This is a genomic window from Ruegeria sp. BC1 (genome assembly GCF_056539305.1).
This window is the reverse complement of record NZ_JBQFUT010000010.1, coordinates 37,923-64,896: the sequence shown is the minus strand read 5'-3', so window position 1 is coordinate 64,896 and position 26,974 is coordinate 37,923. Positions and strand designations below refer to the sequence as shown.

The 26,974-nt window shown below is 55.2% G+C and carries 27 protein-coding genes and 1 tRNA gene; 20 read left to right on the top strand and 8 right to left on the bottom strand.

Going from position 1 to position 26,974, the window contains the following annotated elements:
• Positions 1-55 precede the first annotated feature (55 nt).
• Together ubiB and ubiE are read right to left on the bottom strand one after the other, a co-directional pair.
• Positions 56-1,585: a 2-polyprenylphenol 6-hydroxylase gene (gene ubiB, locus ACR0IY_RS18780; protein ID WP_480676025.1), complete on the bottom strand. Its 1,530-nt coding sequence runs from the start codon at positions 1,583-1,585 to the stop codon at positions 56-58.
• A 3-nt stretch (positions 1,586-1,588) separates the two neighbouring features.
• Positions 1,589-2,341, bottom strand: coding sequence for a bifunctional demethylmenaquinone methyltransferase/2-methoxy-6-polyprenyl-1,4-benzoquinol methylase UbiE (ubiE, locus tag ACR0IY_RS18775; RefSeq protein ID WP_480676023.1), 753 nt, complete (start codon positions 2,339-2,341; stop codon positions 1,589-1,591).
• A 135-nt stretch (positions 2,342-2,476) separates the two neighbouring features.
• On the opposite strand from ubiE, the gene ACR0IY_RS18770 reads away from it, so the two are divergent.
• The 7 genes from ACR0IY_RS18770 (at position 2,477) to recF (ending at position 9,773) form a co-directional block, all read left to right on the top strand.
• On the top strand, positions 2,477-3,181 hold the full coding sequence (locus ACR0IY_RS18770) for a hypothetical protein (RefSeq protein WP_480676021.1): 705 nt from the start codon (positions 2,477-2,479) through the stop codon (positions 3,179-3,181).
• Entirely contained in the window at positions 3,139-3,990 is an 852-nt protein-coding gene (gene mutM / locus ACR0IY_RS18765) for a bifunctional DNA-formamidopyrimidine glycosylase/DNA-(apurinic or apyrimidinic site) lyase (protein WP_480676019.1), read from the top strand. Before ACR0IY_RS18770 ends, mutM begins: the two co-directional genes overlap by 43 nt.
• A 66-nt stretch (positions 3,991-4,056) precedes the next feature.
• On the top strand, positions 4,057-4,833 hold the full coding sequence (locus ACR0IY_RS18760; protein WP_480676017.1) for an enoyl-CoA hydratase: 777 nt from the start codon (positions 4,057-4,059) through the stop codon (positions 4,831-4,833).
• Positions 4,834-5,070: 237 nt separating this feature from the next.
• Entirely contained in the window at positions 5,071-5,334 is a 264-nt protein-coding gene (rpsT, locus tag ACR0IY_RS18755; protein ID WP_170430656.1) for a 30S ribosomal protein S20, read from the top strand.
• 553 nt (positions 5,335-5,887) lie between these two features.
• The gene (dnaA, locus tag ACR0IY_RS18750; protein WP_480676015.1) at positions 5,888-7,285 is read left to right on the top strand and encodes a chromosomal replication initiator protein DnaA; all 1,398 of its coding nucleotides are present in this window, start codon (positions 5,888-5,890) and stop codon (positions 7,283-7,285) included.
• 229 nt (positions 7,286-7,514) lie between these two features.
• Positions 7,515-8,636 (top strand): DNA polymerase III subunit beta, encoded by a 1,122-nt coding sequence (gene dnaN / locus ACR0IY_RS18745; protein ID WP_480676013.1) that lies wholly within the window; start codon positions 7,515-7,517, stop codon positions 8,634-8,636.
• A gap of 39 nt (positions 8,637-8,675) precedes the next feature.
• Positions 8,676-9,773, top strand: coding sequence for a DNA replication/repair protein RecF (gene recF, locus ACR0IY_RS18740; RefSeq protein WP_480676011.1), 1,098 nt, complete (start codon positions 8,676-8,678; stop codon positions 9,771-9,773).
• Here recF and ACR0IY_RS18735 read toward each other — a convergent pair.
• Positions 9,770-10,336, bottom strand: coding sequence for a carboxymuconolactone decarboxylase family protein (locus ACR0IY_RS18735; protein ID WP_480676009.1), 567 nt, complete (start codon positions 10,334-10,336; stop codon positions 9,770-9,772). The genes recF and ACR0IY_RS18735 overlap by 4 nt on opposite strands.
• A gap of 101 nt (positions 10,337-10,437) precedes the next feature.
• On the opposite strand from ACR0IY_RS18735, the gene ACR0IY_RS18730 reads away from it, so the two are divergent.
• Positions 10,438-11,010: a TetR/AcrR family transcriptional regulator gene (locus ACR0IY_RS18730; protein WP_480676007.1), complete on the top strand. Its 573-nt coding sequence runs from the start codon at positions 10,438-10,440 to the stop codon at positions 11,008-11,010.
• 102 nt (positions 11,011-11,112) lie between these two features.
• The gene (gene gyrB, locus ACR0IY_RS18725) at positions 11,113-13,530 is read left to right on the top strand and encodes a DNA topoisomerase (ATP-hydrolyzing) subunit B (protein WP_480676005.1); all 2,418 of its coding nucleotides are present in this window, start codon (positions 11,113-11,115) and stop codon (positions 13,528-13,530) included.
• Between the two features lie 51 nt (positions 13,531-13,581).
• Here the strand turns inward: gyrB and ACR0IY_RS18720 are convergent, their stop codons facing one another.
• Positions 13,582-14,607, bottom strand: a complete 1,026-nt coding sequence (locus tag ACR0IY_RS18720) for a helix-turn-helix domain-containing protein (RefSeq protein WP_480676003.1) — start codon at positions 14,605-14,607, stop codon at positions 13,582-13,584.
• 183 nt (positions 14,608-14,790) lie between these two features.
• Here ACR0IY_RS18720 and ACR0IY_RS18715 point away from each other — a divergent pair, with 183 nt between their 5' ends.
• The 4 genes from ACR0IY_RS18715 to ACR0IY_RS18700 all read left to right on the top strand — a co-directional run bounded on the left by ACR0IY_RS18715 (position 14,791) and on the right by ACR0IY_RS18700 (position 20,165).
• On the top strand, positions 14,791-16,152 hold the full coding sequence (locus ACR0IY_RS18715; protein WP_480676001.1) for a metal-dependent hydrolase family protein: 1,362 nt from the start codon (positions 14,791-14,793) through the stop codon (positions 16,150-16,152).
• Positions 16,153-16,216: 64 nt separating this feature from the next.
• Positions 16,217-16,615: a hypothetical protein gene (locus ACR0IY_RS18710; protein ID WP_480675999.1), complete on the top strand. Its 399-nt coding sequence runs from the start codon at positions 16,217-16,219 to the stop codon at positions 16,613-16,615.
• A 24-nt stretch (positions 16,616-16,639) separates the two neighbouring features.
• Positions 16,640-17,020 carry a hypothetical protein gene (locus tag ACR0IY_RS18705; protein WP_480675997.1) on the top strand — a complete coding sequence of 127 codons (381 nt, stop codon included), beginning with the start codon at positions 16,640-16,642 and terminating at the stop codon, positions 17,018-17,020.
• 400 nt (positions 17,021-17,420) lie between these two features.
• Positions 17,421-20,165 (top strand): AsmA family protein, encoded by a 2,745-nt coding sequence (locus ACR0IY_RS18700; RefSeq protein ID WP_480675995.1) that lies wholly within the window; start codon positions 17,421-17,423, stop codon positions 20,163-20,165.
• Positions 20,166-20,176: 11 nt separating this feature from the next.
• Here the strand turns inward: ACR0IY_RS18700 and ACR0IY_RS18695 are convergent, their stop codons facing one another.
• The 4 genes from ACR0IY_RS18695 to ACR0IY_RS18680 form a co-directional block, all read right to left on the bottom strand.
• Positions 20,177-20,677 (bottom strand): hypothetical protein, encoded by a 501-nt coding sequence (locus ACR0IY_RS18695; RefSeq protein WP_480675993.1) that lies wholly within the window; start codon positions 20,675-20,677, stop codon positions 20,177-20,179.
• Between the two features lie 172 nt (positions 20,678-20,849).
• Positions 20,850-21,638: a nuclear transport factor 2 family protein gene (locus ACR0IY_RS18690; RefSeq protein ID WP_480675991.1), complete on the bottom strand. Its 789-nt coding sequence runs from the start codon at positions 21,636-21,638 to the stop codon at positions 20,850-20,852.
• 30 nt (positions 21,639-21,668) lie between these two features.
• Positions 21,669-22,046, bottom strand: coding sequence for a DoxX family protein (locus tag ACR0IY_RS18685; protein ID WP_480675989.1), 378 nt, complete (start codon positions 22,044-22,046; stop codon positions 21,669-21,671).
• Complete coding sequence (locus ACR0IY_RS18680) at positions 22,043-22,885, bottom strand: SDR family NAD(P)-dependent oxidoreductase (RefSeq protein ID WP_480675987.1); 843 nt, start codon at positions 22,883-22,885, stop codon at positions 22,043-22,045. Before ACR0IY_RS18680 ends, ACR0IY_RS18685 begins: the two co-directional genes overlap by 4 nt.
• On the opposite strand from ACR0IY_RS18680, the gene ACR0IY_RS18675 reads away from it, so the two are divergent.
• The 7 genes from ACR0IY_RS18675 (at position 22,856) to ACR0IY_RS18645 (ending at position 26,962) form a co-directional block, all read left to right on the top strand.
• A complete protein-coding gene (locus ACR0IY_RS18675) occupies positions 22,856-23,896 on the top strand; it encodes a LysR family transcriptional regulator (protein ID WP_480675985.1) in 1,041 nt (346 codons plus the stop codon). The genes ACR0IY_RS18680 and ACR0IY_RS18675 overlap by 30 nt on opposite strands.
• Before the next feature lie 270 nt (positions 23,897-24,166).
• Positions 24,167-24,397: a hypothetical protein gene (locus ACR0IY_RS18670; protein WP_480675983.1), complete on the top strand. Its 231-nt coding sequence runs from the start codon at positions 24,167-24,169 to the stop codon at positions 24,395-24,397.
• 211 nt (positions 24,398-24,608) lie between these two features.
• Positions 24,609-25,106 carry a hypothetical protein gene (locus ACR0IY_RS18665; RefSeq protein WP_480675981.1) on the top strand — a complete coding sequence of 166 codons (498 nt, stop codon included), beginning with the start codon at positions 24,609-24,611 and terminating at the stop codon, positions 25,104-25,106.
• 408 nt (positions 25,107-25,514) lie between these two features.
• Positions 25,515-25,609: transfer RNA gene (locus ACR0IY_RS18660), tRNA-Ile, on the top strand.
• 17 nt (positions 25,610-25,626) lie between these two features.
• Positions 25,627-25,923, top strand: coding sequence for a hypothetical protein (locus ACR0IY_RS18655; RefSeq protein ID WP_480675979.1), 297 nt, complete (start codon positions 25,627-25,629; stop codon positions 25,921-25,923).
• Entirely contained in the window at positions 25,896-26,198 is a 303-nt protein-coding gene (locus ACR0IY_RS18650) for a hypothetical protein (protein ID WP_480675977.1), read from the top strand. The genes ACR0IY_RS18655 and ACR0IY_RS18650 overlap by 28 nt, the downstream gene beginning before the upstream one ends.
• A 338-nt stretch (positions 26,199-26,536) precedes the next feature.
• The gene (locus ACR0IY_RS18645; protein WP_480675975.1) at positions 26,537-26,962 is read left to right on the top strand and encodes an acyl-CoA thioesterase; all 426 of its coding nucleotides are present in this window, start codon (positions 26,537-26,539) and stop codon (positions 26,960-26,962) included.
• Positions 26,963-26,974: the final 12 nt, after the last annotated feature.

Below are 26,974 nucleotides of genomic sequence, written 5' to 3'. Positions count from 1 at the left end.
GGCTGCCCCCCATCGCGCCGACACTTTTTGACCAGATGAAGCAGGCGGACTTGCGTTAGTATAGTGACATGATCATGACGGCGACTGCTGCGCCAGCCGCAGCGCCCAAGGCTGCAGGCAGGATTTTCGAGATCAGCCCGTTGCTGGGAGGTTCTTCCTTTTGCGTCTGAGCGATCAGTGCGTTTTCCACCAGGGCCGGCAGACGCGGGCCAAACCGGGCAAGTACCATGGCGGTTTTGCCGAAATCGCGCAGTGCCGCGCGTGGGCCAATGGATTGCTTGATATAATCCTCGACAACGGGACGCGCGACTTCCCAGATATTCGTATGAGGGTCTAACGAGCGCGCGACGCCTTCGACCACCACCATGGTGCGTTGCAGCAGGATCAGCTCGGTTCGGGTTTCCATGCCAAAGCGCTCGGTGACTTCGAACAGGTAGCTCAGCAAACGGCCCATCGAAATATGGGTGGCGTCCATACCGAAGATCGGCTCTCCGACCGCGCGCAGGGCGCGGGCGAATTCGTCGACATCCTGGTTTGCGGGCACGTAACCGGCCTCGAAATGCACCTCGGCTACACGTTTGTAGTCGCGGCGGATAAAGCCGAAAAGAATTTCGGCATAAACCCGGCGCGTGTATTCGTCGATATGGCCCATGATGCCGTAGTCATAGGCGATGACATCGCCGTTCGCGGCGACTTTCAGGTTGCCCTGATGCATGTCCGCGTGAAAATAGCCATCGCGCAGGGCGTGCAGCAGAAACAGACGCAGAACCCGTTCGGCGAGATCAGATCGATTGTGACCGGCTGCATCCAGTGCGGCGTTGTCTCCCAGTGGGATGCCATCGGCCCAACTGAGCGTCATCACCCGCCGCGCTGACAAAGACCACACGACCGGTGGCAGCCAAAAGCCGTCGTCATCCTTGGTGTTGGCCGCGTATTCCGAGGCGGCAGCACTTTCCAGCCGCAGATCCAGTTCGCCACGGACCACGCCGTCGAAATGTTCGATCACATCCATTGGCCGCAAGCGACGGGCGCCGGGGGCAAACAGATCGACGATGCGGGCGGCGAAATAGAAGGCGTCTACGTCTTTATGGAACGCTTTCTCGATGCCCGGTCGCAGGACCTTTACGGCGACATATTCGCCGGTGCTGACCCTGCGGGCCTTGTGCACCTGTGCGATCGAGGCTGCAGCGATCGGTTCGCTGAATTCTGCGAAAACCTCATCGACTGGCTGGCCGAGTTCTTTTTCAACCTCGGCCAGTGCCTCGGCGCGGGAAAAGGGCGGTAGTTTGTCTTGCAGTACGCGCAGTTGGGCCGCCAGATCTTCGCCCACCACGTCGGGTCGGGTCGAGAGAATCTGACCGAATTTGATATAGGCCGGACCCAATGCCGTCAGTGCACGGGTGGCTGGAGGCATCTCAGGGTCGCCCTTGTAGCCCAGCCATTGGAACGGTTTTCCAAGCGCGTGGGCGACAAAGCGCAGCGCGCGTGGGGCCTCAAACGCATCCAGCACCACATTCATGGCGCCCGTGCGTTCAAACGTGGCGCCTGTGCGGATCAGGCGGATGATGTTGTGGGGTCCACGCATAGGTCAGATCTTCCAGCCGGAATGCAGCGCGGCGATGCCCATGCTGAGGTTGCGGTATTTGGCGTTTTCAAACCCGGCGGTGCGAACCATGTTCAGGAATGTGTCCTGATCGGGGAATTTGCGGATCGATTCCACCAGATACTGATAGCTGTCGTAGTCGTTGGCGATCAGCTTGCCCATGCGCGGGATGACATTGAAGCTGTAGAGGTCATAGAGTTTCTGTAGCCCGTCATTGGGCAGTTGGCTGAATTCCAGCACCATCAGGCGACCACCGGGTTTCAACACGCGATATGCCTCGTTCAGGGCCTCTTGCGGGCGGGTCACATTCCGGATGCCGAACGAAATGGTGTAAACGTCAAACGTGTTGGCCTCGAACGGCAACGCCATCGCGTCCCCTACCACCCAGTTCAGGCTGTCGGCCATCTGGTCGGCCTCGGCGCGCTGGCGGCCCTCAACCAGCATGGGCTCGGTCAGGTCCAGTACAGTGGCATGACCGTGGCCAGCGCGCTTGAGGAAGCGGAACGAGATATCGCCAGTGCCGCCTGCCACGTCCAACAGGCGCTGACCGGGACGCGGGGCCAGCCAGTCCATCATCGCATCTTTCCAGACCCGGTGGATGCCCATCGACATGACATCGTTCATCACATCGTATTTGGAGGCGACCGAGTTGAACACGCCCTGCACGCGACCGGCCTTGTCGGCCTCGCGCACGGTTTCAAACCCGAAATGGGTGGTGTTGTCGTTGGTGTCGGACATGTGGGACGCCTCTGTGTGTGTTGCCCATCCTTATAGGCCTGATTGCTGGGAAGACAATCGCGCGAAAAGGTAGCAGGGGCCATGACGCGTCACAGAAATTCCTCAGTCTCTGAATAGGACTACCGATATACGTTAATGAGCGGTTCTTCCGGCATGCCCTATTTTTTGATCTTTGCAATCTTAGTCTCGTTAGTTCTGACCCTTGTCTTCATCGGGTGGCGGATCGCGGCCGTTTTACGCACGATCCGTAACGTGCGGCAGGCCAAAGGGATTGGCGACAAGCTGGACGCAGCCATCGGTCATCTCCCGAATGATCTGCTTACGTCCTCAATCTCGCGGGCGGGCAGCGAACGGCCTGCGCAGCAATCTTTGACGCGACTGACCTTTCGTGCGACGCCCGGTGTCATCATTCTGACGGCGGTGTTATCGGTTGCGTTGTTTTACATCAGCTTTGTCCAACCGGAACTGGCACAGACAGACGAGCTTTTTCCGTCACTGGACGCGGAGATGGTGGTCTTTATCAAGGTGGGCGTCATGGCGTTGGTCGCTTATACGCTGATCTTTCATCTGGCTAATTCCACCTCAATCGACGGGTCCGAGCTTGTGACGATGGGGCCGCTGTTCCAGCGACGGTATTTTGACCTCACGAAACTCACCAGGATCAGCCTCAGGAACGACGGGAGATATATTCTGCGTTTTTCAGATGGGAAGACGGCGCGGATTCTGAAATATGTAACCGGACATGATGAAATGGTGCAGGCACTGGAAGGTGCCCTTGCAGCAAATCAGGAGAGCGCATGCCGGAACTTCCCGAAGTCGAAACGGTCCGCCGCGGGTTAACCCCCGCGATGGAGGGTGTGGTGATCGAACGCGCGGATGTGAAGCGCCCTGATCTGCGCTGGCCGTTTCCTGATCGGATGGCCGACAGGCTGACCGGGCAGCGCGTGGATCGCCTGCGGAGGCGGTCGAAATACATTCTTGCAGATTTGAGCAGCGGTGAAACTCTGCTGATCCATCTGGGCATGTCCGGGCGCATGACCGTATCCGGTGATCCGCTGGGGCAGTTCGCGCATGAGCACCCGATGCCGGAAAAACATGACCATGTCGTGTTTCACATGGCCAACGGTGCCCGCGTCACCTTCAACGATCCGCGTCGTTTCGGGGCAATGGATCTGCTGCCGACCGTAACGGCCGATGAGCACAAGCTGCTGTCGGTTCTGGGGCCCGAGCCTTTGGGCAATGATTTTCACGAACAGCACCTAGTAGATGCGTTCAAGGGCAAGAACACGCCTGTCAAATCGGCACTTCTGGATCAGGGAATCGTTGCCGGATTGGGCAATATCTATGTCTGCGAGGCGCTTTATCGCGCCGGCGTGTCGCCACGCCGCAAGGCCGGAAAAATTTCTGCGGCCCGAGTTTCGGCCCTGGTTCCGATTATCCGACAGGTGTTGCAAGAGGCCATCGAGGCTGGCGGGTCATCCCTGCGCGATTTCCGCCAAGCCGATGGAGAACTTGGATATTTTCAGCACAGCTTTGACGTTTATGGCCGCGAGGGAGAACTGTGCAGAACCCAAGGGTGCGGCCATGTCATTAAAAGAATCACCCAGTCCGGTCGCTCATCGTTCTACTGCGCGCAATGCCAAAGATAGCTTGATCCAAGTTTTTCGCGTGGTAAGGAATCGTACCTGAACGGAACAACCGGAAGCTTAGACCTCATGGCTTTTGAGACGATCATCGTCGAAATCGAAGACCACGTCGCCCTTATTAAACTTGATAGACCAGATGCGATGAATGCACTGAACACCCAGTTAATGGGTGAACTCTGCGTGGCGCTGGAAGAGGCGGACGACAACGACAAGGTGCGTTGCATTATCATTACTGGCTCGGACAAGGCGTTTGCCGCCGGCGCGGACATCAAGGAGATGTCCGAGATGAGCTTTGTCGATGTCTACAGCCAGAACCTGTTTGGCGATGCCAATGACCGGATAAGCGCAATTCGCAAACCGATCATTGCCGCGGTTGCGGGCTATGCGCTGGGCGGAGGCTGCGAACTGGCCATGCTCTGTGATTTCATCATTGCTGCGGATACGGCCAAGTTTGGCCAGCCCGAGATTAATCTGGGCGTTATTGCAGGTCTTGGCGGTACGCAGCGTCTGACCCGGTTTGTTGGAAAGTCCAAATCGATGGATATGAACCTGACTGGGCGCTTCATGGATGCCGAGGAAGCCGAACGCGCCGGGCTGGTCAGCCGGGTCGTACCTGCCAAGAAGCTGACCGAAGAGGCCATCGGCGCGGCCCAGAAGATCGCCGAGAAATCGCAGCTGAGCGCGATGGCAGCGAAAGAGGCTGTCAACCGAAGCTATGAACTGCCGCTGAGCGAGGGCATGCTGTTCGAACGGCGCGTCTTCCATTCGATGTTCGCAACCGAAGATCAGAAGGAAGGCATGGCCGCCTTTCTGGAAAAACGTTCGGCCCAGTTCCGCGATAAGTAAGCCACGTACTCGATACAGATCGAGAATCGGAACAGGCGGGCTTGGCCCGCCTTTTTCATGGCCGGTATGCGTCGCGCACGAATCGGCTTGGCAAAGCCTGCAATCTTGGATAAGTAGCCCCGCAATATATGCGCGTGCGGCCCGCTTGGCCCGATTCACATTCGTGATTTTTGATCAGGTGCGGATTGTCCGTGGCGCGCTCGTTTAGATAACCGTACCGAAAAAGGTCAAAGACACATGGCAAATTCGCCCCAGGCAAAGAAACGCGCACGTCAGAACGAAAAGCGTTTCGCAGTCAACAAAGCCCGCCGTTCGCGCATCCGTACCTACCTGCGCAAAGTTGAAGAAGCGATCGCATCCGGCGACAAAGAAGCCGCAACCGCAGCCCTGCGTGCAGCTCAACCCGAACTGATGCGCGGCGTCACCAAAGGTGTTTTCCACAAGAACACTGCAGCCCGCAAAATGTCGCGTCTGTCGTCCCGCGTGAAGGCGCTGGGCTAAGCAGCCGTTTGACCCTTGGTCACGTAAGCAAAGCTGATCTATTTTGAAGGGCGTCGCACCAAGCGGCGCCCTTCTTGCTGTTGCCAGAATACCTCGCCTTCACGAAACCGAGAGATTCTTTCGGCTCAGAACCCGAGTCAATATCAGAGTTTCGTTGCCGTGCGCCTTAGCCTCTTGTTACCACTAAGTCAGCGATTCACTCGCATGGGGGGACAGGCTGTTTCGGCGATCATACTGACGGGCATCAGGACGGTCACGAAACGAATGTCGGCAACCGGGCAACACCGGTTTGTTGATCTGCTATAGGTCTCGGGCAACCGACGACCTGTGCCCTGTCGAAAAAAAATGATTGCGATGCGCAACCCGGTTTAAGGGACGTCTTTTTTGTGGCGTCCGATGGCCAGGCCGTGCTGACTTTCGGGGACAGACCCGCCAGCCTTATATGGTTTGGCGAGAGGATACCCTTTTGCGTGTGAGTCCCTAAAACCGGGAAACCGGGACAGAGTAATAAGGCTGATCAGGCCAATAAAGAATGGGATGCGTGAGGCGCTTAATGACACAAGAAAAATGGGGACTACTGCGTAACAAACTGCTCAAGGCGATCGGCAAGAACAACTACACCACCTGGATCGAACCTCTTGAATTCCAAGAGCTGCAGGATGGTGTTGCGGTGTTCTCGGTGCCGACGAACTTTATGGGCAACTACGTGAGCCAAAACTTTGCGGATCTCATTTTATACGAGATGAACACTGCAGGGGAACCGGTGCAGCGTCTGGCATTTCGCGTTGCGGCGAATTCACCAGTGCGCCCGTCAAACGAGGCCGATGTTGAACCTGCAATTACGCAGGACTATTCCAAGCCCCAGCCGGTGCCACAGCAGGCCGAACCTGCAAATGATGCGCTAGAATCCTTGCAAGCCGCGCCTTTGGACGCCCGGTTCACTTTTGACAGCTTTGTGGTCGGCAAGCCGAACGAACTGGCCCATGCCGCGGCACGCCGCGTTTCGGAAGGTGGCCCTGTCACCTTCAACCCCCTGGTTCTCTATGGTGGTGTCGGCCTTGGTAAAACGCACCTGATGCACGCAATCGCGTGGGAGCTGAAGACCAAACGCCCGGACCTGAATGTGCTGTACCTGTCGGCAGAGCAATTCATGTACCGTTTTGTTCAGGCGCTGCGCGAACGCCGGATGATGGATTTCAAACATTTGTTCCGCTCGGTCGATGTGCTGATGGTGGATGACGTGCAGTTCATCGCAGGCAAGGATTCGACGCAGGAAGAGTTTTTCCACACGTTCAACGCACTGGTGGATCAGAACAAACAGATCATCATTTCAGCCGACCGCGCCCCGGGTGAGATCAAGGATCTGGAAGACCGCGTGAAATCGCGCCTGCAATGTGGTCTGGTCGTCGACCTGCACCCGACCGACTACGAACTGCGTCTGGGCATTCTGCAAAACAAAGTGCAGCAATACAGCAGCACCTATCCCGATCTGACGATTGCCGACGGCGTCCTGGAGTTCCTCGCGCACCGTATTTCGACAAACGTGCGCGTGCTTGAAGGCGCGCTGACCCGTCTGTTCGCCTTTGCCTCGCTGGTGGGGCGTGAGATCGACATGGAACTAACACAGGATTGTCTGGCCGACGTGCTGCGCGCCTCCGAGCGCAAAATCACCGTCGAGGAAATCCAGCGCAAGGTCTCGGACTATTACAACATCCGCCTGTCGGACATTATTGGCCCCAAACGTCTGCGGTCTTATGCCCGCCCGCGTCAGGTGGCGATGTATCTGTGCAAGCAATTGACCAGCCGGTCCCTGCCCGAGATTGGCCGACGTTTTGGCGGACGTGACCACACCACGGTTATGCACGGTGTCAAACGCATCGAAGAGTTGAAAACCACGGACGGCCAGATTGCGGAAGACGTAGAGATGCTGCGCCGGTCGCTTGAGGCCTGAACTTCATCCCCAGTTGCTTTGAAAACGCCCCGGTGCCTCACGACCGGGGCGTTTTCTTGTGCGCAATAGTCCACGGTCGGAAATGAACTGTGCCCGGCGGGCCACGCGCCCCTTGACGGTTTGAGCATTCCGACCCAGAAATCCGTAAAAAATCCTTGTGCCTCAGGGTGGAACCGCTAACGTGCCAGTCCCGCCCATTTTCGGCACGCAAGTCAGAGGAATTGAGGGTATGAAGATCAGCATCGAACGCGGCACCCTTCTCAAGGCCGTTTCGCAGGCCCAATCCGTTGTAGAACGGCGCAACACTATTCCCATACTTGCCAATGTGCTGATCGAGGCCGAAGGCGATCAAGCCCAGTTCCGCGCTACCGATCTTGATATCGAAGTGGTCGACAAGGCCCCGGCGCAGGTTGAAAAAGCAGGGGCGACGACGGTCGCCGCGACGACGCTGCACGAGATTGTGCGCAAACTGCCGGACGGGGCATTGGTGACCCTGACTGCCGACAGTGCAGCGGGGCGCCTGACAGTGGAGGCGGGCCGGTCGAACTTCTCGCTGGCGACGCTGCCGAAAGAGGATTTCCCGGTGATGGCGTCTTCTGAGTATCAGTCGAATTTCACCGCTTCGGCCGCGTTGTTGCGGCGGCTGTTCGATAAATCGAAGTTTGCCATCTCGACCGAAGAAACCCGTTATTACCTGAACGGTGTGTATATGCACGTGGCCGATGGGTCCGAAGGCGGCAAAGTGCTGCGCTGTGTGGCGACCGACGGTCACCGTTTGGCTCGTATTGATGCGGACCTGCCCGATGGCGCCGCGGATATGCCGGGCGTGATCGTGCCGCGTAAAACCGTGGGCGAGCTGCGCAAGCTGCTGGATGATGACGAGATGGATATCGCGGTGTCCGTCAGCGAAACCAAAGTCCGCTTTGCAACGCCTGATATCACACTGACTTCGAAAGTGATCGACGGCACTTTCCCTGATTACACGCGGGTCATTCCGCAGGGCAACACGCGCCAGTTGGAAGTGGATGCCGCAGAATTCGCACAGGCGGTTGACCGGGTGGCGACGGTTTCGTCAGAACGCTCGCGCGCGGTAAAGCTGCAGCTGGACGCGGATAAGCTGGTCCTTTCGGTCAATGCACCCGACAGTGGCGCGGCCGAAGAAGAACTTGCCGTGGCCTATGGGGATGAACGGCTTGAGATAGGGTTCAACGCCAAATACCTGCTCGAAATTGCGTCTCAGGTGGATCGCGAGAACGCGGTGTTCCTGTTCAATTCGGCCGGAGATCCGACGCTGATGCGTGAAGGCAATGACCAAAGCGCGGTCTATGTTGTCATGCCGATGCGTGTCTGATCGACCCCGCGGGGTGGTTTCTAACGAAAGGAAGGGGTCATGACTTTGGCCCTGACCGAACTTACGGTCTCGCATTTCCGGTCTCATAAGCTGGCGCGGTTGTCTTTGGATGGGCGGCCAGTGGCGATTCATGGACCGAACGGGGCTGGTAAAACCAATATTCTGGAAGCCGTATCGTTGTTTTCGCCCGGTCGCGGGATGCGTCGGGCCAGCGCGGCCGAGATGACCCGGCGGCCAGAGGCGCTGGGCTGGAAGCTGTCCGGATTGTTGCGGGCGCAGAACCAGAATTATGAGATTGAAACCTGGTCCGAAAGCGGCGCGGCGCGGCAGGTTCGCATTGATGGCAAGGCATCCAGCCAGATTGATCTTGGCAAACTGGCGCGGATCGTTTGGTTGATCCCCTCGATGGACCGGCTTTGGATCGAAGGGGCCGAGGGCCGGCGACGGTTTCTAGACCGTATCGCGCTGAGTTTCGACCCAACTCATGCCGAGGCGTCTTTGACCTATGAGAAATCCATGCGCGAGCGCAATCGCCTGCTGAAAGAAAATGTGCGCGATGCCCACTGGTATGCTGCGCTGGAAGGCCAGATGGCCGAAACAGGCCATCGAATCCACGCGGCGCGGATGGCTGCGCTGGACCATTTGCGGGTGGCACAGGATCAAGCAGAAACCGCCTTTCCGTCGGCGGAACTGGAACTTGTGCAAACCGAAGGCGAGATGCCCGAAACAACAGCGGACTTGCGCGAAGCGCTGAACGAAAGCCGGTTCCGTGACCTGGCCGCTGGGCGCACGCTGGTGGGGCCACACCGGTCAGACCTCTATGGGGTGTTTGCCGCCAAGGGGGTTCCGGCCAAGGATTGCTCGACCGGTGAACAGAAGGCACTGCTGGTTTCGTTGATCCTGTCCAATGCGCGGGCCTTGGCCGGGATGGTGGGCGCACCACCGATCGTGTTGCTGGACGAGGTGGCCGCGCATCTGGACGCGGATCGGCGGGCGGCTCTGTATGACGAGATTTGCGCGTTGGGCGCTCAGGCCTGGATGACGGGCACCGGGCCTGAGTTGTTTGCGGAACTGGCGGACCGGGCCCATACGCTGATCGTCACCGAAGGCGACGAGGGTTCGGTTGTCAGCACTTAGGCCGGATCACCGACTTTGCGTTCCCACAGGAAGCCGCGCATCACTTCGTCAACGGGTGTCTGCGCCATATGGTTGACGTAGTTCGACATGGTCTTTTGTGCCAGGCCCAGTACCACGTCCAGAACGGCGCGGTGTGTATAGCCTGCGTCAAAGAACGCTTGAAGCTGTCCGTCAGTGGGGTTCCCGCGTGTCTGCATCATTTGCAGGGTGAAGGTGCGCAGGGCTTCCAGCTTTGCCGACGGCAACGGGGTTTCGTTGCGCAGGGCTTCTGTAATCTCGTCTGACACTTTCATCATCTTGGCGATGCCTGTGTGGGCTGGCACGCAGTAATGGCACTCATTCTCTACGTTGATGGTCTGCCAGACGACGGTTTTTTCGTCGTTGTCGAAATCGGTCTGCAAGAACAGGTGGTGCAGGACTTGATAGCCTTCCAAATGCTGCGGGCTTTCCGCCATCACCTTGTGCAGGCCGGGCAGGCGGCCAAACGCAGCCTGGGATTTCTCGAGCAGCAGTTTTGAGCCTTCGGGGGCTGTGGATAGGTCATGAGACGGGAAATTGGCCATGTTGGAGCTCCTATTTCTGGCGTGATGAGACAGAAATAGGGTTTCTTGAGCAATCACTCAAGTATATATTTGAGTGATCGTTCAAGAATTGGTGAAAAGCAATGCCCCGCAAACCCGCCTACGACCGAGACGCGTTAATCGCGCAGGCCCGCGACATTTTCTGGCGCCACGGCTGGGCAGGAACGTCGTTAAAAGATCTGGAGCACGAGCTGAAACTAAAACCCGGCAGTTTCTACGCGGCCTTCGGATCGAAGGATGCGTTGTATGCCCTGGCGTTAGAGCGCTATGCACAGGAGGGGGTCGCCAACATGATGGCTTTGGCGCGGGAATTGGGGCCTCTTGGGGCGCTCAAAGCCCAGCCGCTACGCGTGATTGCGGCGTCGGAATTGCCAGCCAAAGCCTGCATGTTGTCCAAGACCTATGCCGAATTGCAGGCCCGGGGCCACGATTTGGCGGGCCAGGCCCGTACCCACATGGTCGCAATGAAGACCTGTTTCGCAGACCTGTTTCGCCGCGCGCAGCAGGCCGGTGAGATCGGTCCAAACCACGACCCGGACCGTCTTGCGGCCCGGTACCAATCCGACCTTCTTGGCCTGCGGATGTCGGCGGAACGGGATGATGTAAACGCGGTGGAAATCGCAGAAGATATCGCCGCTGATCTCGATCGGCTTTGATCCGCAATTAATTCCAGCCCACACCACAAAATATTGGGGGATCGCGTGACATTCCCCACCAGAAAACGTATAAGTTACCAAAATAATATAGGTACTAACGGCATGTCCGAAGACGCACAGGCACCACAAGAATATGGCGCGGATTCTATTAAGGTTCTCAAAGGCTTGGAGGCTGTCCGTAAGCGCCCTGGTATGTATATCGGCGACACCGACGACGGCTCGGGTCTGCACCACATGGTGTATGAAGTTGTCGACAACGGAATTGACGAGGCATTGGCCGGTCATGCCGACCATGTGACGGTGAAAATCCACGCCGATTCCAGCGTGTCGGTGAGTGATAACGGGCGCGGAATTCCGGTCGATATTCACCCGGAAGAGGGCGTTTCGGCCGCCGAAGTTATCATGACCCAGCTACACGCAGGCGGGAAGTTCGACAGTAATTCGTACAAAGTGTCTGGTGGTCTGCACGGAGTGGGCGTTTCGGTGGTGAATGCGCTGTCGAACTGGCTGGAGCTGCGCGTCTGGCGCAATGGCAAGGAACACGTGGCCCGGTTCGAAGGTGGTGAAACGACCGAGCACCTAAAGGTTGTCAGTGAATGCGGTGATCGCACGGGTACCGAGGTGCGGTTCCTGGCTTCGACCGACACGTTCTCGAACTTGGAATATTCCTTTGACACTCTGGAAAAGCGTCTGCGCGAACTGGCCTTCCTGAACTCGGGCGTGCGGATCATTCTGATCGACGAGCGCCCGGCGGAACGGCTGGAGACCGAGCTGTTCTATGAAGGCGGCGTCAAGGAGTTCGTCAAATATCTGGACCGCTCCAAGACCGCAGCGATGCCGGAGCCGATCTATATCAAGGGTGAACGAGACGATATCGGCGTTGAAATCGCGATGTGGTGGAATGACAGCTATCACGAGACGGTGCTGCCTTTCACCAACAACATTCCACAGCGTGATGGCGGCACCCACGTAGCGGGCTTCCGTGGTGCGTTGACCCGGACGATCAACAACTACGCGCAATCCAGCGGGATCGCGAAAAAGGAAAAGGTCAGCTTTACCGGTGACGATGCGCGCGAGGGCCTGACCTGTGTGCTGTCGGTCAAGGTGCCGGACCCGAAATTCTCGTCTCAGACCAAGGACAAGCTGGTCAGCTCCGAAGTGCGTCCGGCGGTTGAAGGGCTGATGAACGAAAAACTGGCCGAGTGGTTCGAGGAAAACCCCAACGAGGCCAAGACCATTGTCGGCAAAATCATCGAGGCCGCTTTGGCGCGCGAGGCTGCCCGAAAGGCCCGTGAGCTAACCCGTCGCAAGACCGCGATGGACGTCAATTATCTGGCCGGCAAATTGAAAGACTGCTCCGAGAAGGATCCATCCAAAACCGAGGTTTTCCTGGTCGAAGGGGATTCGGCCGGTGGGTCGGCGCAAACAGGTCGGGATCGTCTGACCCAAGCGGTACTGCCGTTGCGCGGGAAAATCCTGAACGTCGAACGCGCCCGGTTCGACCGGATGCTATCCTCGCAAGAGATCGGCAATCTGGTCATGGCGCTGGGCACCGGTATTGGCCGCGATGAGTTCAACATCGAAAAGCTGCGCTACCACAAGATCGTCATCATGACCGATGCGGATGTGGACGGTGCGCATATCCGCACACTGTTGCTGACCTTCTTCTACCGGCAGATGCCGGAGCTGATTGAGGGCGGGTATCTTTATATCGCGCAGCCGCCGCTTTATAAGGTGTCGCGGGGTAAGTCCGAAGTGTACCTGAAGGACCAGGCGGCGCTGGACGATTATCTGATCAATCAGGGTGTCGAAGGGGCTGTTCTAAAGCTGGGTTCGGGCGAGGAGATCATCGGTCAGGACCTGACCCGTGTCGTAGATGAGGCGCGGCAGCTTAAACGCGTATTGGATGCGTTTCCGACGCATTATCCGCGCCACATTCTGGAACAGGCCGCCGTCGCCGGAGCATTCGTACCGGGTGCGGTTGATGCCGACCTGCAGGGCGTGGCCGACAAGGTTGCTGCCCGTCTGGACCTGATCGCGCTGGAATACGAACGCGGCTGGCAAGGCCGGATCACCCAGGATCACGGCATTCGTTTGGCGCGCATCCTGCGTGGGGTCGAAGAAGTGCGCACACTGGATGGTCCGATGCTCCGATCCGGCGAAGCCCGCAAGACCGGCAGTTTCACGCAGAGCCTGCAGGAAATCTACAATACGCCCGCAACTCTGGTTCGCCGCGACCGGTTACAGGCCATCCACGGCCCGCTGGATCTGCTGCGCGCCATCCTGGAAGAGGGCGAAAAGGGTTTGTCACTGCAGCGCTACAAGGGTCTGGGCGAAATGAACCCGGATCAGCTGTGGGAAACCACGCTGGACCCGGATGCACGCACCTTGTTGCAAGTTCGGGTGGATGACATGGTCGAGGCGGATGATCTGTTTACCAAGCTGATGGGAGATGTGGTCGAACCGCGCCGTGAATTCATCCAGCAAAATGCGCTGAGCGTAGAGAACCTGGATTTTTGATGGCTGTTGTTATGAGCACAGAAACCTCGATCAGCATTGGCACCGAGATGGTCAGGCCCGCCCTTTCACCAAATTCCTATAAGCTGACGGCGACATTCCAGACCATTTTCGGAAGGCCCTCGAAAACGCAGTGGAGTCTGCGTAGCCAAGCCGCAGTGCGGTCTCACCAACGGACTTCCCTGCTGGACCCAGCAGCTTCTTTGCTTCTTCCAGTTTGACACCAGATATGACCTGAGAGGCTGATTGCCCGTAAGGGGCCAACCGATTGTTCAATGTCTCCCGGTGGAAACCGCATAGGCGCGCCAGTTCGTCTACACCAAATCCCGGCTCGCCAAGATGAATCCGGATCAGGCCCTGAAGCCCGGCTAAGAAATCTTGAGGCGCATGCTGGTCGGGGGTAGCGCCTGTCAGGTCTGACGGGTTTTCCAATGTTTCCGAGAGCAACTGATGGCTCAGCCAGGTTGAAGGAAACCGGATCGAAAATCCCTGTGGGCTGCACTTGATGGCTTGAACACCATGAAAGTGCCTCGGTAGCACGTCAGGTTCGCTTACCCGTAAAATGATTTGGCTCGGGTCCCACCTGAAATCCATAACTCGGTGCAGTAGTGATATCCAAATGCTCGCCAGAAATGCGTCGGTCTGTCCGGGCGAAACCGAAATGTTGAAATTCCGCTTGGCACTGAAATAAGCGTGCTCGCCTTCCACAAGCAGCGATTGTGTGACCGCGTTGGATTCTTTCGAGACGGCTTGAGTGTAGCGCGTAAAAAAGTCGCCCAGCGTCAACGCCTCGGCCAACGTGTCACCAAGAGGCAGAAACCGAACAAGGTCAATTGATTGACCAACTTGCGCACAAAAATCTGGTGATGTTGCGTCAGCGGCGGCTTGATGGATTTTATAGATCGTCTCGTGTGGCAGGAAATTCTGGCGATCCATCACTTGGGATTCGCTAACCCCCAGAGGATCTAGAACGAAGGCCGGTTCAACACCGGCACCACGCAAAGCAGCTACCACGGGTGCAGCAACCGATGCCCGAACCAAAGGCAAGGCCTTCTTTGTGTTTTGGTCAAATGCGTCCATGCCGCCCTCAAATATCATGAAGTTAACGACAGAAAGACAGTAAACACACAAAAAAGGCGCCAAAAGCTTGCAGAATGCCAAACTATTTTGGCAAAGCCTGTCATACTGTCAGGCAAATTCCGGCAATCACTCTAAAATCACATTCATAAATATACATCTGTGATTCGTATTTGGAGGGCCTCAATGACACCGAAATTCAAACACATGGTGGCCACGGCAGCCTTTTCTGCAAGCCTGGCAATCACGGGCCAAGGTTCTGCGCAGGAAGAAAAGTTTCCGATCCTCTTTACCAACGTCCACGTGTTTAACGGTGTCGATGAACAGCGAATTGAGAACGCAAACGTTCTGGTCGTGGACAACCTGATCGCAGAAGTATCAGCGGAACCACTGGCCGTTGCCAATGCCCAGATCTTTGACGGTGGTGGTCGAACCCTGATGCCGGGCTTGATCGATGCCCACGTGCATATGGCAATCACCGAGCCCGTCGCGGACCTGAGGGACAACTTTGACTGGATGTATTGGGGTGCGGTTTCCACAATTGAAGCCGAGAAAATGCTGCTGCGTGGATTCACAACCGTTCGGGACGCGGGCGGCCCGGCAATTGGTCTGCAAAAAGCAATAGATCGCGGTAAGGCCGTGGGGCCAAGGATTTACGCATCAGGGCCGGTCATCTCACAGACTTCCGGACATGGCGAGCATCGGGTCTATACCGAACCCCACCCGAACTTCATGGGGGCGCAGCCGTCTTTCTTCAACCAGCATGTCGAGTTCCTAGCCGATGGCGTACCCGAGGTTTTGCGGGCAACGCGCGAAGCCCTGCGCATGGGCGCGGTGCAGATCAAGGTAATGGCAGGCGGTGGCGTGTCATCTTCGGTTGATCCGTTGCACACCGTTCAGGGATTGCCGGAAGAGTTGGAGGCGTCGGTTCGCGCAGCGGCCGATTGGGGGACGTATGTAATGGTCCACGCCTATAACGACGACTCGATCCTGCGGTCGCTGGAAGCGGGCGTCATCAGCATAGAACATGGGCAACTGATGACCGAAGTATCGGCGCAGGCCATCAAAGACACCGGTGCCTGGATTGTCCCGTTTTATTCTCTGCTCGGGCTTGATGAGGAAGTTGTCAAGAAGGCGCTTGGCCCTGCGGCAGCGCCCAAATTCCTTGATGTTCAGGCAGGTGCGCGCAACCAAATGAAACTGTTGAAAGAGTATGAGATCGAAAATGTCGCGTTCTCAACCGATATCATCGGCGACCCGGTTGCTTTGACCAAGCAGAACGACGAGTTCAAATACCGGCTGGAGGCGTGGACTTCGTACGAAATCCTGCAACAGGCCACGTCAAAATCGGCCGCACTTCTGGCTCTGTCAGGAAAACTCAACCCCTACCAAGCAGGCCCGCTGGGCGTGATCGAACAGGGCGCATACGCCGATCTGCTACTGGTCGAGGGAAACCCGGTCGAAGATGCCGAGATACTAGTCGATTACACCAACAACATCGATCTGATCATGAAGGACGGCGTGATCTACAAGAATACACTCGAATGAGCGGAGTATACCGGAATTTGACTCCTGCGCCTTGCGTCGTCGATCCTGAACGGAGGAGCGATCAATGAACAAGGCAATCGCAATAGCTCTTTGCGTATTTGGGATCGGCGTTGCTGGAGCGGCAGTGGACGAAACCCACAGCCGATATTTTCTGGAGATCGGGGAACCAAACCCCGATGCCTGGCATACCATGATCGACAACCCGACCGACCGGGAAAAGGACATGGGCGCAGCGCTCGCCGCAATGGGCGGCGAGATGATCAGCGATTTCTGGGGACTGACAGATGGAAAAAACTTCATCACTGTCCGTTTCCCGGGCGATCCGAGCATGGTGCAGGCCAGGTATTCTTCGCGTCTGAGCCAAGGGGCTCTGAAAGACTACACGTTCATCGGACTGATGACGAGCGCAGACATGATCGAAGCCCTGAAGCGCGTGCCGGAATTTTTATCTCCGGTTGAATGAGGTTAGGAAGCAAAGGAACAATCAATGAAGATCGCATACGGAATTCTGGCAGTATTAGCAGTTATGTGTTTCACCCTTGGAGGCAGCGATGCCTACGCCAAGGACAACAAGGGAAAAAAGCAGAACAAGGGGGGCAAGGACCGTGATGTCAGCATTCAGATTGAAGACAAACCCGGCAAAGGTCCAAAGGCTGTGCCACCTGGTCAGATCAAACGCTACACGCGCGGTGCCAAGCTCCCATCTGACCTGGAGTTCGAAGAAATTGGGGACCTTTCCAAATGGAAGCTGAAGGAGCCGGGCAAAGGAAACCGCTATATTCAGGTCGATGGCGAAGTCCTCGAAGTTACAAATGACCTGTCTACCGTTGTTGATGCCGTCGGCATCGTCGGTGATCTTCTCAACTAGACGAAAGTACGATGTTTCAGGGCAAGAATTACCTCGTTTGCCCTGACGCTGGCCGGGGCGATCTTTCTGTGAACCCCGGCCCAAGTTCAATACCCGGACACCGGGCCTAGCGAAGAAAAAAGCCCTTCTAATACTTTTTGCGCTTGCTACCTTTTCATCAACACGCGTCCAATAGGTCGATGACGTTCAGACTTTTGAACCAAGCCAGAATTCCATTGAGGCTACCACCAATAGGCCAAGTGTACTGATGGGCAGAATAAAGGCGACTGGCTGGGCTAACAGAGACGATTAGTGACACGGCCCAAATGACCAGAATATGGTTCAGAAAGAGCGTTCAGGTTGGTGGGCTGAATATCTGCTCATGAAAGATTGAACGGCGAAAGCGGCGATAGGGGAGCGCATGAGGGTTTGGCTAATTAGAACAATTGGGCTTGTCGCAATTCTCGCTTTCACAACTGTCGCATTTGTTTGGTTGTTGCTTGCTGCTCCGATGTTCTCGGACATGCGACGTGGCCTTGTAGAAAGAGTTCTTTCGGAACAAATTGGTCGGCCACTACTAGTCAACGATGATGTAAGCGTCGCGCTTGGACGCATTAGTCACATTTACGTCGGCGGGGTGGTCATCCCGAGCCAGACAATGCCGGAGTCGCCACTTGTAGAATTGAACCTGCTGGAACTGGAGTTGGACATTGCCGCTTTGACCAATGGGCGTCTGCATTTTGACAATCTGGTAGTGGAAGGCCTCCAAGCGAATATTCTTACAGCCGCAGATGGCACAACAAGTTGGCGAAAAGGCAGGCCAACACCCAAGCCAGCTTCCGAGGAAACTGTATCAACGGATGATCAAAAGGACGTCGCTAGCGCTGACAGTACCGATGAGAGCGACACCGAAAGCAGTGGAATCCTGAACTTTCTGAGCGACAAGAACGTCAGTTTCAAGTCAATCGGGCTAAACATCGACGACAAGGTCTCGGGCTTCTCATTTGTGTTTGACCTCCAGTCACTCGCTCTTGAACAAGCGGAAAATGGACAAAGAACAAAGGTCTCTGGTTCCGGCTCCGTCAACGGTCAGGGTTTCGAAATCGAAGGCGACTACCCTCATGACGCGCCATTTACGACGCGGGCCAGTTTTGGAGAAATGACCGTGAGCTATGATGGCGAGCCCTTCACGGAAGACGAAGGTGGTGGCTATCGAGCTGTATTGGAGATGGACACCGGTGAATTCGGTGATTTTCTGGATGTCATTGGATTGGAACGCGTTTTGGAAGGCAATGGTCAGCTGCAAGCAGAGCTCGTGTCTCAGGACGCTCTCAAGATCGAGGCGTTTACAACTACCATAAGCCTGGAAGATGGGCAGAAACTCGAAGCTGAGGGCGCAATAGATGACCTCTACACCGCTCAGGGCGTCGATCTGCTTTTCAACGCGCGACTTCATCCTGAAGGACAGCCGCCGCCAGCAGCAAAAAGTATCCAGGAATTGAAGTTTACGGGCTTTGAAATGCATATGGTAGGATCACTAGCTTCCTTCGAATTCGAGAAGCTACTTTTTCAAACCAACGCATTCGACCAAGGGCTGGACGTGATAGGGCCAGCCTCAATCGATAGCATTCGCCGCATGCCGGACGGTCGCCTGGCCATGCTGGGCATTGCCTTGCAAGCCGGTCCAATTGACGAGCCTGTCCTGAAAGCTGAAGGTGAAATCCTCGATCTGCTTCAGCTTCAGAACGTAACTTTCGATGGTGTGCTTAACGGGCCCGCTAAGTTGATTTTGCCGAACCTAGATGAAGGTTACGTTAACCAGTTCGGCGGCATCAAAGCCGATTTCAACATATCCAATGCGGGCGGGCCGGTTTCACTCAACAGGTTTAACGCGACTACTTACGACACCGATCTCTGGGCGCTCGATCTCGCACTATCTGTCAACGAGTTAAAAGGGCTGGCTGGTCTCGATTTCGACGTGGAACTGGATGTTGACGACAGTGCCCCGTTTTTGACCGCGCTCAACCTGCAACCTGTCGAAATTGGCGCACTGGCTATCGATGCTGCAACCTCTAGGCAGGGCGAAGACTTTGATGCTGCAATCAAGTTCGAAGCCGGGTCTTCGCAACTTCTGGCCGCTTTGGATGCACGGTTTCCCGAAGGTGCATCCGTCGTTCGTGGCAACATTACGAGCGAGCGACTGGATCTCGACGACCTGAAGAACCTGACCGCCGTGCTGGACCAACTGAAAAGTCTAGTAGGCGAAACTTCAAAAAAACCTGAAGCCGAAGTTCAGCCTTTGGTTTTGCCGAAGGAGACAGATGTTCAGCCCTTGGTGTTGCCAAAGGAAAAAGGGAAACCTGCCGATCTTCTGGATGTGCAACGCGTGCTACGAGAAGCTGACGTCGAGATACAAATCGAATTCAAAGAGATTGTAGGCCAACAAGGCGTAACATCTGTTTCCAGCCAATTATCTGCCAAAGAAGGAACTGTGGATTTCGGCCCGCTCCAGATGGCTTATGGTGGCGGAAACTTCAGCCTGCGTGCGGTTATGGATCTGATTGACTCACCTGATTGGCTTTCATTGTCAGGATCGACCTCGGGATGGGAATTTGGTGAGATCCTTGATGAATTGGGCATAGGTATTGACGCCTATGGGCGTTTGAGCGGTGAGTTCAACGTTTCTGGAAGTACCGCCTCGGGCAAGGCCTTCGTCAACTCGATGCGCGGCAATGCGTCTTTGTCGATGTCGCAGGGCTATATCAGCACCAGCCTATTGGAACTGGCCGGGCTAGGTATTTTCCCCTGGCTGTTTTCAGAAGAGTTCAGACAAGGCTACACCGACATCACGTGCGTGGTTGCCCCAGTTGATATTCAGGCCGGGCGGGTCAGTTCAAACTCCATCGTCATTGAAACGGGATCGGTTCAATTGGTTGCAAGGGGGCAAGTGGATTGGCTGAACGATACGATAGCAATACGAGCGGAGCCGCGGCGCGTTGGCAAACCCCTATCCCGAAGCGCTTGGCCCTTTGATGTGTCTGGTCAGCTTTCGGCGCCAAAGTTCAAGCTGGATGTGGGTGGGTCCAGAAACAAGGCTCCAGAAGGTGCTGATGCTATGCCTGTCGACCGGCAACCCTGTGTACCAGACATCAATCAATTGCAGTAATCGGACGCTACTTAATTCTTCAGTGGTTCCGGCTGTTCGGCCTGACACGCCAGAACCGCTTCGATGGCTTTTGCAGACCCGCTGAGATCGAGTTCAACCTCAGCCCCGCTTTCGCCAATTATCGTAACACTCTGGCGTTTTCCAAACTCGGTTACAAACGCCGGGTTGTCGAAAAAAGCATAGCCTCCGGGCACACCATTCTTGAAGACACCAACCGCTTCGCCTTCGAATTTTGCATCACCAAAGTCGAACTTCACAATACCCGTCGCTCCATCCTCGATTTGAACCCAAGCCGGATTAAAGGCTGCAAAAAAGCCACCTGCCTGATTGGGTGCCGCACCAATTTCAACGGTCATTTCGTTTTCAAAGGCTTTCCACGCGAGACAGCCGTTGCCCTTTTCGGGATCAATCAGGATTGTCCAGTCGCCGGATTCACCCCACCGCTCCATACCGGCGGCCCACGCCGCGCCGGTGGAGATCAATGCCATTGCTGTCAGCGCCAACCTGTTCATTCAAAGCTCCACACATGTTCCGCTAATCCTTAGATGCAATCAGATTATCGCGCTGGTTCAATCAAATACAACCATTCGATTTCTGGAATGTTGTGCTACCGCTTATTCGCCTTTGCCCTGAAAAAGAAATCATCATCGGCCTCCGCCAGAGAAAATATGACGTTCTAATCCCCTAGAATTTGCCAGAGTTGTTCCAGGTATCTTTCGGGCCGATCTGTTCCTGAACATCCCAATGTTCGACGATCTTTCCACCCTTGAGCCGGAACAAGTCAAAGACGGCCCAGTCGTCCTCTTCTTGTTTTACATGGCTAAAGGCAACCACGAAATTTCCTTGGCCGAGCAGTCGGTGAACTTTGACGTATTGCGCGGTCTTTCCGCCACTAGTCATATCTCCAAGATGCTTGGAGAAAGCTTCCAATCCGTTGTCTATTTCTGGGTTGTGCTGATCGTATTGCTCGGTCGATATGTAGTCATTCACAAGATCGGTGCGCCCTGTCACCAGGACATTGTCGATGAACTCTTGCACCACGGTCTTGTTGGCCTGGGTCAGATCGTGATCTTCGATTTCGGTTGGGCCATCCACCATGCTGCGGCCCGAGACGGTTGGCCATTCATACGCGGCAATCACATCCCAATGCTCGACGATTTTACCATCTTCGTCGGTGTTAAAGATATCGGCCGTCACCCACTGGGCTTCGCCGTTATTGAGGCTTTGATACACATGCACGAAGACGAAATTTCCGTCTTCGATGGTGCGCAGAACCTGAATGTCGCGCACCGGATTCCGCTCAAGAAAAGGCGTGAAGAACTCGATGAAACCTTCTTTACCGTCGCGTACACCCGTTGAGTGTTGCGTGTAGCGATCCCCGGTATATTTATCGAGCGCTTCGACCATTTTGCCGTCACGAATGCCTTCCAGATAAAGGCCCTTGGCATTTGCCACGCGGATACTGTCAGTCACAACATGCACTCCTGTGTCTTAGACATGGTTTTAGCTAAAACCAACAATGCTCAACATCGTTTCACGGCCAGACCAGGCCACGATAGCGGACAAGGTGCCTGTGACCATGGCGGGAACGCCTTCTTTCCAGGTGTCCCAGATCAGATGGCAGCCAACTGCACCAATGGATGTTCCAAGAATTGCCAACGCGCCCAAAGTCCCGACCCAGGATCCCTGAAACCAGATCGCGATTGCACCAAACAATTCAACCACGCCAACCAAGGCCATGATCTGCCGATTTAACCCGTACTTGATGAACATCGCCAGCTGGGTCTCGAAAATGAGCTTCTGCCAACCGAAGATCTTGATCGAGCTTGCGAAGAGGAAGAAGAAGGACAGCAGTCCGACGAAAACAGTGATCACATTCATTCCGCAGCCTCCTGAACGGGAAAGGAGAATTCGGCGCCGAGAGCATCCAAAAACGTTTCCTGCTTGGTGGCTACGGCAGCATTCATTTCGTTGGCCAGTGAGCCAATGCCCGAGGGGTCGACAATCGTTCTCAAAGGTCTTTTGCCGTAGGGCAGGTTCAACAGATCGGCGATGGCATCGGCAACCATTGCTGGGGGCGCCTCGACAAAGCTTTTTTGTGCCAACCCCATGAAGCGTCCGGCCATCGCTTGTGCTTGTTCCAGCGTTGGGCCGTATCCAGCCATGCGTTCCGGTTCATCCGTTGGCGGCGATTTCTGCATGATGCCAGTGTCAAATGCGCCGGGTTGAACGATAAGAGATTCCAGTCCCAAAGGGGCGAGTTCAAGAGCATAGGTCTCGGCGACCAGTTCCAGTGCCGCCTTACTGGCCGAGTAATAACCGCTCATTGGCAACGCAAACCGCGACATGTCACTGGTGATGCTGATCACCGTGCCAAAACCCTGGGCCCTCATATTGGGAAGCACTGCGCGCAGCACACGAACCGGTCCCAGCACGTTCACATTCAGCATGTTCTGAAACCGAGCCGCAGAAATGGTCTCGTTGAGTCCGCCCACATATATCCCGGCATTGTTGATCACGACATGAAGTGGGCCATCCAGCTTTAACATCAGATCGGCGATTGCGCTGTCTACGCCAGCGTCATTGCTGACATTCAGTTCAATGGGAAAAATTTGCCCGGATACCGCCTCCAGACTGGCCGCCACTTCGGCGTTTCGCCCCTTCAAAGCACGCATTCCGGCAAATACAGAATGACCTTCGTCTGCGAGTCTGATGGCCATTTCTTTTCCGAAGCCGCTACTGGCCCCAGTGATCAGAATATTCATCTTTCTGTTCCTCTTGTGGTCGGGAGGAAAATGGCAATCAATAGACATAATTGGAAATTATCATTATTTCTTTTTAGTATGAATGAAATTGATGGAATTGACCTTAATCTACTGAAATCTCTGCAAGCGCTCATTTCGGAACGGCATGTAGGACGTGCTGCGCAGCGAATGAACGTTACGCAGCCTGCCATGAGCCACACGCTTGCAAGATTGCGACGCCTGTTTGACGACCCTCTGTTCGTCAAGCAAGGGCGCGAAATGGTGCCAACAGCGCGCACTCTGGACCTTGCGGCGCGGTTGAACACGATCCTATCTGAGATCAGCGTGCTGACTGCGCCGGTTACGTTCTCACCTGAAAACGCGAGCGCAACTATTCGAATTTATGCCCATGATTTTATCGCCACCAGTTTCCTTGCAAACGCAGTTCGACGTATTCGAAATCAAGCATCAGGGATCGTGTTCGAAATTCACAGCTATTCAGATCACAGCTACCAGATGCTCGATTCCGGGGATGCCGATTTGATCATTGGCGCAGGACTTCAGGCCAATCCTAAGTTTCTTCAAAAGCTTCTACTGCGCGAGCGCCTAGTGTGCTTATTGGACCGAACCCACCCAGCTTTGAACAGCTGGAATGCCGAGACGGTCTTTTTATATCCACACGTCCGGCTGAACCTAATGGTCAAACAAGATGACCCAGTTTACCTTTATGGAAAGGATCAGGGGTTGCCCCCACGCCAAGTTGGGCTGGTGACAGATAGTCTGCATCTGCAACCTGCCTTCCTGGATGGAACAAATCTAATCGCTTTTGTACCGGAGACGCTCGCCCAAGCCGCCACCATCAACGGAAATCTAATCACGCGCGATTGCCCTTTTCCCCTGCCGGAATTCGGAATCCGCGCAATTTGGCATGAACGAGACACACGATCCCCCCTTCTCAGCTGGATCCGTAGCCAGCTGGATGTTTAGCGGCTAGTAAACCGAAGAAATTTTCCGCGTCGGCTCACTGCGCAACTCTCATATTGGTGAGAAACTTGGCTGGCGGTTTTTGTGACTCACAAACTACTGAAATTGGCGTTTTACATTGGACTAAGCGCATCCACGGCACTCGGAGTTATGTACGGCAGTTCTGTCTCTCAGACACGTCATGAAGTTATTCTGAGCGCCAATGTCCTGGCTAAAGCTTTGGCAACAACACTGGCTTCGGTCTGCTATCATCAGACAATAAAGGTGGATTCCATGACAAAAACTGAAACTGAACAGTACGAGCATGTTCAGTTCCGGATCCCTAAGGCGAAACTGGATGAGTTTAACGCCATTGTCTACGAGCGCTATGGCATGAAGCATGGCGGCAAGACCAAGTTGTTTCTAGATCTGATTGCGGAACATCAGACATCGCAGAGGATCGCGCTGTTGAAAGCCGAGATAAAACGGTTGGAACAGCAAAGGCAGGAAAAGCACGCGCTCTAGGAAAAAAAACCACCGCCGGGCCGATAGTCCCTGCGGTCATGGACAGCGGGTAGCAGTTGCAAACCCAGCACAAAGAAACACGACTTTCCTGTAGTGATAGATACTACAACTTGCAGTTGACACCCCAAGCAAAGACCATTTGTCCACCGAAGTGCTGCCGGAACCCAATCGGAGCTGATCTCCTACCGGCGGAATTCCAGGAGGGCGCGTGATGTCTGAAGGTGAGGGAACCATCAATGTGTTCGACTACGACAACATTCAGAAAAGTGTTGAGCTCGTATTGGGTGAGACTCCACTGGGTTGGTCGGGGATCGTGACTGAGCTTTTTGAGCAAATCAAAGAACGCAACGACGAGATTGGAATCGAGTATCCAAAGGTCCTCCAGATAAAGGAAAAGTTTGGCGAACTCCGGATCTACTTCAGCAAGGCATCCGAGGACGAACGCATCCGCGGCTGGGTTACAGCTACTATAAATAGGGCGAACCAGAGCTGCGAGCGATGCGGGAACGCGGCACGCCCTCAGATTTTAGGAAGCTGGATCATAACGTTATGCTGTTGGTGCGCGCAAGAAGAAGCGGCCACGCGGTTAAATGAGCACAAACGCCGCTTTTTCCGCCGGACGGACGCTCCCGAGCACCTCGTCTGTACGGTTTGCGGTTACGTTGGACATATCGACGGTTTAGATGACAGGCGGAGATGCCCCTGCTGAGTGAAAAAAGGCTGGTGAGGTTCGGGCAGCCTCCACTCCGCTTGCGAAAGTCATCGCCTTGAGTGTCGTGGTACAAAAGCCGATCTCCAGCGGTGTCAGCGACGACGCGGATACATAAACCCGGTTGCGTTGGCTGTGAAAAGCGGACTTTCGGGCGCTTTCCCTGAAACCAGAATCACCCCCCGATTCTCGCCTTAAGTAGGAAATATGCGTGGCTGAAACGGTTGGGAGGCAGCGTTTTCACAACCCATAATAGAAAGTTCCCGAAACTACGCGGTGAATCACGACGTATTGCTCACTTCATTTTGACACGATGACCCAAGCAGGTGCAGCTTGGCCCCATGACATACACACGCAACCACTGCCAACGAATATCGGCTTAACGTCGATAGCCCAAACGAAACACGTGGGAGGCAGTATTGGTTATACGGGCGGGGCTTATACCCCTGTGATAGCTCCAGATTAGAGTGCACGAGTCGGTTCGATTCCGACGCCTCCTACCAACCATTGGAGGCATCCCATGTCAAAAGACCCCAATACAAATGAAGACCTGAAAAGACGCTTGAAGCTCTACGCCAACGACGACCTTCTCGCGGAAGTCAAAACGCGCATCAAGACCGGAGTGTTGAAAGAAACGCTTCTGTTCCATGGCGCTACAGGTCGCGTGTACTCAGACCTTGGAAGGGAAGGCAGGTTGATCGGCATGCCAACGTGCAGTTCCCGTACGTATTCTTGTCCGACACGCCAGCGGTCCAGGAAGATCATGAGCAACACCGACCGGATCTTGACGTGGAAGAACGGCGCCAAGCAATCGTAAACAACGTGTTTAGGGCGGTTTCTGCATCCAAAGCAGATGTTGGCAACGGCGTGGACTACGCGGAGAAAGTCGCGGATATGGTCATGCCGGACGTGATCACCTATCGGCCGGGATCAGAAGCCAGTTACGCCGTCGACGATCTGAACGGCCGCGCGCTGCAAGATGATGCGATGAATACTGTGTTGCAGCTCATGATGGGTGTGCCCGTCGATGAGAACGCCGACGACAGCCACCGCTACTCGGCTGAGTTCCCCAACATCCTGCCCGCAAACTGACTCCAACCTCGTACATCTACGCTCCCGGCCACTGACCATCGTGGCCGGGTTGGCCACCCAAGCGAGAATTGTTATGAAAAAGCTTTTTGCTGGCGCAGCCGTTCTGACCTGCATTGGTGTTGTTCAATGGCCGAAGAGTCGATCCAAGCACCAGTATCCTTCAATGCTGATGGAACCGTAAACCGGCCTTTGAATCACAGACAATGGGTATATGTTGGTACGACCCTGATACCGAAGGGTGAAATTAGCATTATCGACGATCTGCCGATATCAACCAGCTAATACATTGACACCTATGTCGAACCCATGGCGTTCGCCATTTACATAGGAGTAAGCAGATGCCTGCGATGATTTCATTTCGATCTGTGGTCGATCCGTCGGACTGCGATTTTCTTGGCCATATGAATGTTTCCCGATACTTCGCAGCCTGTTCCGATGGTGTTTTTGCGATCCAGTCGGAAATGGGGCTAACGGCGAATGATATGCGAGATGGGCGTCAGCTTTCGTTCGCCGACGTTAATGCTCAAAGCGAATTTCGTGCCGAGTTGTCAGCGGGTGATGCATTGAGATTGGAAACCTCCGTTGCCGGGATTGGTTCGAAGTCCATGACTTTTAGACATCGCTTGATTAGATCAGAAGACGACACAGCAGCCTTTGAGACGATATTCAAATGTGTTTTGCTAAGCCTCCAGACGCGCAGGGCGGCAGATATTCCAGAAGATGTTCGAGAGAAAGCCGCACAGTGGCTGGAACTTGAAGAGTGAGTTTCTGAGTTG